At 71.1% G+C, this 8,472-nt stretch carries 9 protein-coding genes; all 9 read right to left on the minus strand.

Features of this window, described 5'->3' with window-relative positions:
- Nucleotides 1–843, minus strand: an 843-nt coding sequence (galE, locus tag H0U68_RS07780) for a UDP-glucose 4-epimerase GalE (RefSeq protein WP_296354291.1), incomplete at its 3' end; no start/stop codon positions are given.
- Nucleotides 840–1,988, minus strand: a complete 1,149-nt coding sequence (locus tag H0U68_RS07785) for a glycosyltransferase (protein ID WP_296354293.1) — start codon at nucleotides 1,986–1,988, stop codon at nucleotides 840–842. The genes galE and H0U68_RS07785, both read right to left, overlap by 4 nt.
- Before the next feature lie 16 nt (nucleotides 1,989–2,004).
- Nucleotides 2,005–3,231, minus strand: coding sequence for a glycosyltransferase family 4 protein (locus H0U68_RS07790; RefSeq protein WP_296354295.1), 1,227 nt, complete (start codon nucleotides 3,229–3,231; stop codon nucleotides 2,005–2,007).
- Nucleotides 3,213–4,736: a hypothetical protein gene (locus tag H0U68_RS07795; RefSeq protein ID WP_296354296.1), complete on the minus strand. Its 1,524-nt coding sequence runs from the start codon at nucleotides 4,734–4,736 to the stop codon at nucleotides 3,213–3,215. Before H0U68_RS07795 ends, H0U68_RS07790 begins: the two co-directional genes overlap by 19 nt.
- Complete coding sequence (locus H0U68_RS07800; protein ID WP_296354298.1) at nucleotides 4,733–5,635, minus strand: glycosyltransferase family A protein; 903 nt, start codon at nucleotides 5,633–5,635, stop codon at nucleotides 4,733–4,735. Before H0U68_RS07800 ends, H0U68_RS07795 begins: the two co-directional genes overlap by 4 nt.
- Complete coding sequence (locus H0U68_RS07805) at nucleotides 5,628–6,527, minus strand: glycosyltransferase family 2 protein (protein WP_296354300.1); 900 nt, start codon at nucleotides 6,525–6,527, stop codon at nucleotides 5,628–5,630. Before H0U68_RS07805 ends, H0U68_RS07800 begins: the two co-directional genes overlap by 8 nt.
- On the minus strand, nucleotides 6,524–7,450 hold the full coding sequence (locus H0U68_RS07810) for a glycosyltransferase (RefSeq protein WP_296354302.1): 927 nt from the start codon (nucleotides 7,448–7,450) through the stop codon (nucleotides 6,524–6,526). The genes H0U68_RS07805 and H0U68_RS07810 overlap by 4 nt, the downstream gene beginning before the upstream one ends.
- Nucleotides 7,447–7,992, minus strand: a complete 546-nt coding sequence (locus H0U68_RS07815; RefSeq protein WP_296354303.1) for an acyltransferase — start codon at nucleotides 7,990–7,992, stop codon at nucleotides 7,447–7,449. The genes H0U68_RS07810 and H0U68_RS07815 overlap by 4 nt, the downstream gene beginning before the upstream one ends.
- The coding region (locus H0U68_RS07820) for a glycosyltransferase family 61 protein (protein ID WP_296354305.1) at nucleotides 7,989–8,472 on the minus strand (484 nt) is incomplete at its 5' end. The genes H0U68_RS07815 and H0U68_RS07820, both read right to left, overlap by 4 nt.

Below are 8,472 nucleotides of genomic sequence, written 5' to 3' on the forward strand. Positions count from 1 at the left end.
GGCCGGGCCCATGCGCACGGCGATCGGCCGGCCGGTGACGGCGCGCGCGGCGTCGATCACCTCGCGCACCGAGAACCCGTTGCCGTTGCCCAGGTTGAAGGCGGTGCTGGCGCAGCCGTCCTGCAGCGCGCGCAGCGCCAGCACGTGCGCCTCGGCCAGGTCGGACACATGCACGTAGTCGCGCACGCAGGTGCCGTCTGGGGTGGCGTGGCGGTCGCCGAAGATGGTGGCCACCGGCTGGCGGCCGGCGGCGGTGTCCAGGATCTGCGGGATCAGGTGCGGCTCGGGATCGTGCTCCTCGCCGGTCTCGCCCTCGGGGTCGGCGCCGGCGGCGTTGAAGTAACGCAGGCAGATGGCGCGCAGGCCGTAGGCGGCGTCGAAATCGCGCAGCATGCGCTCGGTCATCAGCTTGGATGCGCCGTAGGGATTGATCGGCTCCTGCGGGTGGTCTTCGGCCAGCAGCGGCGTGCGCGGCACGCCGTAGGTCGCGCAGCTGCTGGAGAACACCAGCTGGTGCACGCCGGCGTGGCGCATCGCCTCCAGCAGGGTGAGCGAGCCGGTGACGTTGTTGCGGTAGTACTTGCCGGGCTCGGTCACCGACTCGCCGACATAGGCGAAGGCGGCGAAGTGCAGCACCGCCAGCGGCGCGTACTGGCGCAGCGCGGCGTCCAGCGCCGGGCGGTCCAGGATGTCGCCCTGCACCAGCGGGCCCCAGCGGACCGATTCACGGTGCCCGCGCGACAGGTTGTCGAACGCGACCGGCACGAAACCCGCCGCGGCGAGTGCCTTGCATGCGTGGCTGCCGACATAGCCGGCGCCACCGGTGACGAGGACGGTCTTCATGGGGTGAGGATGTCCGAATACAACTGCTTGAGACGCAGGCCCATGGCCTGCGCAGAGAACCGGCTTTGCGCGAGCCGACGCGCCCGGACCGACATGGCCGCGAGATCCTCCTGCGCGTCGATCATACGTCGCAGCCCGGCAGTAACGGAAGCGGAATCGGGCGCGACGGCCAGCCCCGCGCCCGCTTGCGCCACGTCTTTGGCAATGGCGACGCCTTCTCCCAACAGGCAGGGCAGGCCGGCCGCCAGCGCCTCGGCCGCCGCGATGCCGAAGTTCTCGGAAAACGACGGCAGCACGAAGACGTCGGCCGTGCGCAGCGCCTCGGCCTTGCGCGCGCCTTCGATGTGCCCGGCCCAGGTGACGTGCCAGTCCAGTCCGAGGCCTGCGGCGCGGGCCTTGAGCTGTGCGACGTAGGCCGCGTCGCCGTCGCCGGCGACCGTCAGGCGCAGTTGTGGATGTGCGGGCACAAGAACCGAGAGCGCATCCAGTAGGCCTTCGAGGTTCTTCTTCGGGTCCAGGCGCGAGAGGAACAGCAACTGGCTGGCCACGACGGGGACGGGCGGGCGCTCGGGGCCGTTGAACGCCGCGACCTCCAGGCCGAGCGGAATCACCGCTTCGCGCCAGGCGATGCCGAGCGCGCGCGCTTCCTCTGCCTCCTGCTCGCTGGTGAAGCGCAGCGCGGCGGCATGGCGCAGCACCGGGCCTTCGACCAGCGCCAGCGACAGGCGCTTGAGCCACGGCCGACGGCGGCCCAGGCCATAGCGGTTCAGCGTGCCGATCGGCTCCACCACGTAAGGCACGCCGGCGCGGCGTGCCGCGCGCGCGGCGGCGGCCGTGGTGAAGGAGAACAGGGCGTGCAGGTGCAGCAGGTCGTACTCGCGCGCGGCGCCCGCGATCCAGCGGGCGAAGGCGGGCGCCGGCTTGTAGAACTCGGCGCGCTTGGGGAAGTACCAGCGCACGATGCCGTCTTCGCACAGCGGCTGCCCGCAGGCCTTGCCGTTGCGCCGTCCTGGCCCGTCGTCGTCCGTCGCGGCGGTTTCCACCTCGACGCCCTGGGCCTGCAGGGCCTGCTCCATCAGCAGCACGGCGCGCGTGGCGCCGCCGTGCACCGGCGAGAGCGAGGGAATGACGTGCAGGACTCTCATGCGACGGTGGAGTGCTTCACGTGGAACATGCCACCTGCCGGACCGCCTGCACGGTCGCCTGCGTCGAGCGTTCCACCGTGTAGTTGCGCATGACGTGGGCGCGCGCACGCTCGCCCATCGCTCGCAGCCGGGCGGGGTCCTGCGCCATGTCCACCAGCGCACGTGCGAGGCCAGCGGTGTCGCCGAACGGAAACACGGTGCCCGTGTCCCCCGGCACCACCAGGTCGGCTGCGCAGCCGACGCGGTCGCTGACCACCACAGCGCGGCCGCAGGCCATGGCTTCATTGACCACCAGACCCCAGGTTTCGCCGAAGTCGGAGGGCAGCACCAGCGCGTCGGCGGCGACATAGGCGCCGGGAATTTCGCTCTGATTCAAAAAGCCGGCGAAGGTCACGGGCAAGTTGTGTTCGGCCGCGAAGGCCTGCGCCTGCGCCATCAGCTCACCGGTGCCGACGACCAGCAGGTGCAGTCGGCGCGGCGATGTGGGTGCGGCGAACTTCAACGCTTGCAGCAGATCGAGGATGCGCTTCTTCGGCTCCAGCTTGCCGGCATAGCAAAAACACACGGCGTCGGCGGGAACGGCCCAGCGTGCACGCAGTTCCGCGCGTTGCGGTTCGCACTGCGCCGCCTGCCCGGCGAAGTGCGCGTTGTCGACGAAATACGGTGCATCGAACAGCCGCGCGTCCGCCACGCCATAGCCCTTGTAGAACGCCCGGCTGGCCTTGCCGATCGGCAGGAAGGCGGCGCACTGCCCCAGCAGCCAGCGGTGCAGCGCACGCACGTGCCGTGGGCGCGTGCGCAGCGCATTCGCCTCGCCGCGCATCACCACCGGAATGCCGGCGCGGCGTGCGGCAATGAGCATCTGTACCAGCGGCCACACATGCCAGCCGGTGAGCAGCACCGCGTCCGGGCGCAGTTCCCGCAGCAGTTGGGCCGGCCGCGCGATGCTGCGTGCGAGGAAAGCAGGCCAGGGCTTGCCGCGCAGGCGCACCGGCGCGTCGCGCCAGGCGTAGCCCTCCAGCACCGGCACGTCCCAGGTGAAGGCGACGCCGAAGCCGCGGCCCTGCTGCGTTGCGTCCGGGCGTTCGGCGAACAGCACGCACAGCTCCAGCTCGGGCCGTATGGCGAGCGCGCGGAACCAGGGCGCGTGGTACTGGACGGGATGCGAGGCCACGGCCAGCAGGCGCAGCGGCGCGGCGCCCTCCGGCGCGGCAGGCCGCCCGGTCACCGGGTCACCTGCCACGGCGCCAACGGTCTTGCGCCATGCGAAAGCCCGCCGTCCGGCGAGAGCTGCATGGGCATCGTGGTGGCCGGCATGGTTTCGGCGAAGCCTTTCGGGCGGCCGTCGCCGCGCGCAGCCAGCGCGGGCATGGCCAGCAGGAAGCCCAGCGTCCAGCCCAGGATCAGCAGCGCGAACAGGTCGCTGTAGGCCTGGGTGGCAACCGCGAAGGTGGCGGCGTTGGCCAGCAGGAACGCCACCAGTCCGTAGCTCATGCGGGCGTGCTGGGGCGACAGCTTGGTCAGCACCACCAGCTGCCGCGCGATGTGCTTGCCCAGCGCATACAGCATCCACACGACGATGAACAGGCCGGGGACGCCCAGCTCCATGGTGATCTTGCCCAGGCCGCCTTCGGAGGCCCCGCGGTTGATGGCGTGCAGCTCCATCACGTCCTGCGCGCCCTGGCTGCCGGTACCCAGGCCGGCGCCGAACCAACCGTGCACCTGCACCGCCCACAGCACCGGTTGGATGCCCAGCGCATTGATGCGCGTAGGCACGTCGGCAAAAACGGTCTGTCCACGCTCGGCGTAACCACGGATGCGTTGCGCGCTCTCGACCGAGAGCTCAGTAGTGCGCCCAGGGCGCGTGGACAGATCCGGCGAAATGAAGCCGACGATGGCGATGTAGCCAATGGCGCCGCCCAGCAGCAGCGTCATCGCCAGCTTGGCCGCGCCGCGCTGCAGCCAAGAGGTGAGGAAGAAATAGATGCTCAGGAAAGCCGTGATCTCCACCAGCATCTTGCGCCGGCCCGTCAGAAGTCCGAGGCCCGCCACCAGCGCGATCAGTGCCAGCGCAGTGGTCACGCGCGCCAGCGTCGCGCGCTTGCCGACGGACAGGATGAAGATGAAGCAGGCCATGGCAGCTGTATGCCATGCGGCAAGTTCCGAGCTGCGGTAAAAACCACTGTAGGCCTTCAGCACGGTCCCCACGTCGTAAATCAGAATCCCTTCGCCGACCTCGCCCAGCACCCGCCATTGCACGCCGGCGTACTGCAGGTAGACGCCCGACAGCGACAGCAGCGCCACCGTGACGTAGACGCGCATCCACCGCTGCACGCCGGCCAGCCCGCGGCGCATCGCGAGCTGGTAGGCCATCACCACCGCCGGCGCCGGCGCCAGCCACACCAGCAGGCCGATGCCCGTCAGCGAGAGGCTGCGGTAGGCGAGCAGCGAGTGCGCGGCCTGGGCCGCGACCAGGAACACCATGGCGTAGAACGGGTGCTTGAGCTGCTTGCGCCAGCCGTAGATCGCCAGCGGGCTTAGCTTCACCCCGCTGGTGTAGGCGCGGATCCAGGCGGCGCCGAACACCACGCCGACCAGCACCACGTAGTACAGGGGCTGGCCGTCCGTGAGCTTGCGCAGCGGGTCCTGCGCCACGCCGACCAGCACGCACAGGGCCAGGCCGCGGCGCCAGTCCAGCATTGCCAGCATGCTGGCAATGAGCAGCAGCCCGGCCGTGATGAGCGTCATCGCGCGGCCCCCTCGGCCCGACCCAGCAGGCGCGGTCCGCGCAGGAAGAGGCCGAGCGCCCAGGCCATGCCGCGCGCCTCGGCCACCAGCGTGGCCGGAATGCGCCAGGGCCGGCGCAGGTGGTAGCGCGTGGCCGCGGCGCGCAGCGGCCGCCGCAGGAATTCGCCCGGTGCGCCGGTGCGCAGGCCGCAGTAGTAGGCGCCGACCGCGTGGTCGGGCCGCCAAGTCGTCAGGTGGTCGCCATAGGCGCGGGTGCCGCCGCCGCCGTCCTTCAGGTGGTGCAGGCAGGCGCGCGGCGCGAACACGATGCGGCCGCCCCGTGCCATGAAGCGGTGGGCGAATTCGGCCTCGTAGCGGTAGGCCACGCGCACGAAGTTCTCGTCGAAGCCGCCGGCGGCCACGGCCGCCTCGCGCGGTACCGAGAAGTTGCAGCCGATGAATTCGCGGACTTCGCGCTCGCCGCGCGCGGCCAGGCCCGAGAGCTCCTGCCCCGCCGCATCGGCGGCTTCTTCCCAGGGCTGGACCACGCGCCCGGCCACCAGCGCCAGCGGCAGCGCCTGGTGCGCGGCCCAGTGTGCCGCCAGCAATTGGGGTTCGGGCCGCACGTCGTCGTCGACGAACAGCACGCGCGGTTGCGTGGCTTGGAGCAGCGCGTGGTTCATGGCCTGCGTGATGGAAGGCCGCGCAAGCCGCAGCCAGCGGATGGCTCCGCCAGCGTCCAGTGCCTGCAGCCGCGCGGCGGTCGCGGGCTCGTGCGCTTCTGTCTGGTCCACCACCAGCAGTTCGGCCGCGGCCGGCTGCAGCGCCAGCAGGAAGTCCAGCGTCTGCAGCAGCACCGCTTCGCGCCGGTAGGTGGGCACCGCCACCGTGAGCGGCAGGCGTTCCGTGCTTTCAGCCATGGGGTCCCTGGAATTTCTGTGCCACGCGCCCGAGCGCGAACTGCGCGGCATGCACCGGCGCATAAGCCAGCGAGGAGACCACGCCTTCGGCGGCCTTGCGCCAGTCGCCGCCGCGCGCGGCCTCGGCCGCGATGTGGACCGAGCACTCGGCGCTGTAGCGGTCCATGGCCTGCTGTTCGGCCGCGCCCCACGCGGGAGGCCAGTGCCGCCTGGAAATGGCGCGCATCTCGCGCACGAAGCCGGCCTTGGCGCGGCTGGTCTTGGCGTCCGGGTGCAGCCGGAAGGCGCTGAGCGGCCGCTGCAGTGTGAGCACGTCGGCGCCGGCCGCCAGCATGCGGCAGTACAGGTCGTAGTCCATCGCGTAATGCAGGCGCGCGTCCAGCCCGCCGCAGCGCGCGTAGAGGCCGCGCGTGAAGAAGGTGCAGGGCTGGTGGTAGCGGAACGCCCCGTTCCAGAAACGCAGGCAGCCCGGAAAGGCGTAACCGGCCGGCGTGAAGCGCGACACCGGCTCGGCGGGACTGCGCACGAAGTGGTCGTCGCCGCCGACCACCATCTCGGCGCCGCTTTCGGCGTGCGCCTGGGCGACGGCGAACAGCGCATCCGGCTGCAGCAGGTCGTCTGAGTTCAGCCAGTTCATCAGCTGCCCGCGCGCGCGGGCGAAGCCCTTGAGGATGGCGTCGCTCTGGCCTTGGTCGGGTTCGCTCACCCACCAGTCGAGGTGCTTGGCGTACTTGCGGATGATGTCGGCCGAGCCGTCGGCGCTGCCGCCGTCCACCACCATGTACTGCAGACCGGGGTAGCGCTGCGACAGCACCGAGTCGATGGTCTGCTCCAGGAACTGCGCCTGGTTGTACGAGGGGGTCACCAGGGTGATGGAAGGCAGCGTGCTCATCGCGGCTCCCCCAGTTCGAGCGCGCGCCCCTGCAGCTGGCCCCAGGCACCAGCCAGGCGCAGCGCCCACTGGCGCGGGTCGGGGCGGAAGCTGCGCACGGGTGCGAGCAGCCGGTGCGCCCACAGGCGCCAGCCTCCCAGCGCACTGGGCGCGCCGCGCATGCGCAGCAGCATCCAGCCGTCGCGCTGAATGCAGTAGGTGATGCGCAACAGGTAGGGCAGCCGCAGCCGCCCGGCCGGAATCAGGTGCGTCAGATGCAGCCCCGGCTCGTAGGCGAGGTAGAAGTCCAGGTCGCTTGCGGTGCGCGCCAGGTCGGTGTCGCCGCAGCTGGACAACCGTGTACCAACGCGGTCGAGCCGGCGCCGCGCGTCGGTGCCCACCATTTGTGCATAGGCCAGCGCCACTTGCCGGCGCACCACCATGCCTGCGCCGCAGGGTTCCCACGGACCGATGTGGTTCGGCGCCAGCGCGCGAATCGGCCGGTCGCCGAAATCGCGCAGCGCGAGCACGTCAAGAAATCCGCGCATCCAGCTTGCGGGGGCGACCTCGAATTCACCGGCAATGCGTCCGCCCGCCGCGCCAATCTCCGGGTGCGCGCGCATCAGCCGCAATGCCACCTCCAGGTAGTCGGGCGCGGCGACGGTGTCGTCGTCGATCAGCACTAGGATGTTGCTTTCGGCGCTGCGGATGCCGGCCAGCCGCGCCGCGGTCAGGCCCAGCTCCGGCGCATCGATGATGTGTGCCCCCGGCGGTAGCGGGATGCCCCGCGATTGCAGCGGCGGCTGCGAGGCGTTGTCCACCAGCAGCAGCGTCCATTCGGAAGCAGGCAGGGTCTGCCCGGCCAGCGCGTCCAGCACCCGCTGCAGCCGGCCGGCGTGCGGGTTGTGCACGCACAGAACGACGGTGAGAGCAGGGCTGTTCATGACTGCGCCTCGCGCCCCGCGATCGGTCGCGCTGGGACACCGCCGACCACGCTGGCCGCGTCAAAGGTCCCGGTGACCACTGCGTTGGCCGCCGCGGTGGACTCGTCGCCCAGCGCGGCGCCGGCCGTCACGGTGACCTTGCTGCCCAGCCAGCAGTTGGCGCCGATGCGGATCGGCTGCGTGCGGATGCCGCTCGCGCGCAAAGGCACGCCGGGTTGCCGCAGGTGATTCATGTCGCGGATGGAGACGAGGTCGCCGATGATGGTGTCGTTGCCGATGCGGATGCTCTGCGCGCAGGCCACGGTCGAACCATGGCCGATGTAGACATTGTCGCCAAGCTCCAGCACGCCGCCGGGGTAGACGACGATCTCGACGTCGCGGTCCACCACCAGGTTGACGCCGATGCGCAGCTGGCCGCCCGGCTGCACGTCCAGCCGGCAGCGCGGACCCATGATGCGGGGACGGTTCTTTGCCTGCACGCCGCTGCGCCGGGTCCACAGCACGCCGCGCAAGAGCGGGATGAGCGAGGCGAACCTGCTCACGCGGTTGCCTCGGCGGGTTGCGCCAGCAGGCGCGCCAGCAGGTTGTCCAAACCGGCCGCATCGACCTGCATGTCAGGTCGCGCCGCGCCGCCAGGTCCGGGCACGTCGGTGCCCAGCAGGAAGGCGTAGGGCAGCCCGAGCTGGCAGGCGAGCGTCCAGTAGCAGACGTTCACGCAGCTGGGCGCGAACAGTTCCAGTACGCGGCAGCCGGCCGGCGCGAAGACCAGGTTCGACAGGCCCGCGCCGTGCGGGCCGACCACCGCCTCGGCGCCGGAGAACAGCGCGACCTGCTGCGCGAACGACAGCGTTTCCGCATCGACGGTGGTGAAGCCGTGGCGCAGCAGCACGGCTTCGACCGCGTCCTCGTTGCGCACGCGGCCGCGCCCAGCGCGCCGGCGCGAGACGTAAAGGCGCTTCGCAACGCCATCGGCCGGCGCCTTCGGCAGCAGCCGCGCGCGCAGCCACTGGCAGACCCAGGGC

Source organism: Ramlibacter sp. (assembly GCF_013697775.1).
In the GTDB taxonomy this organism is placed as follows: Bacteria; Pseudomonadota; Gammaproteobacteria; order Burkholderiales; family Burkholderiaceae_C; genus Ramlibacter.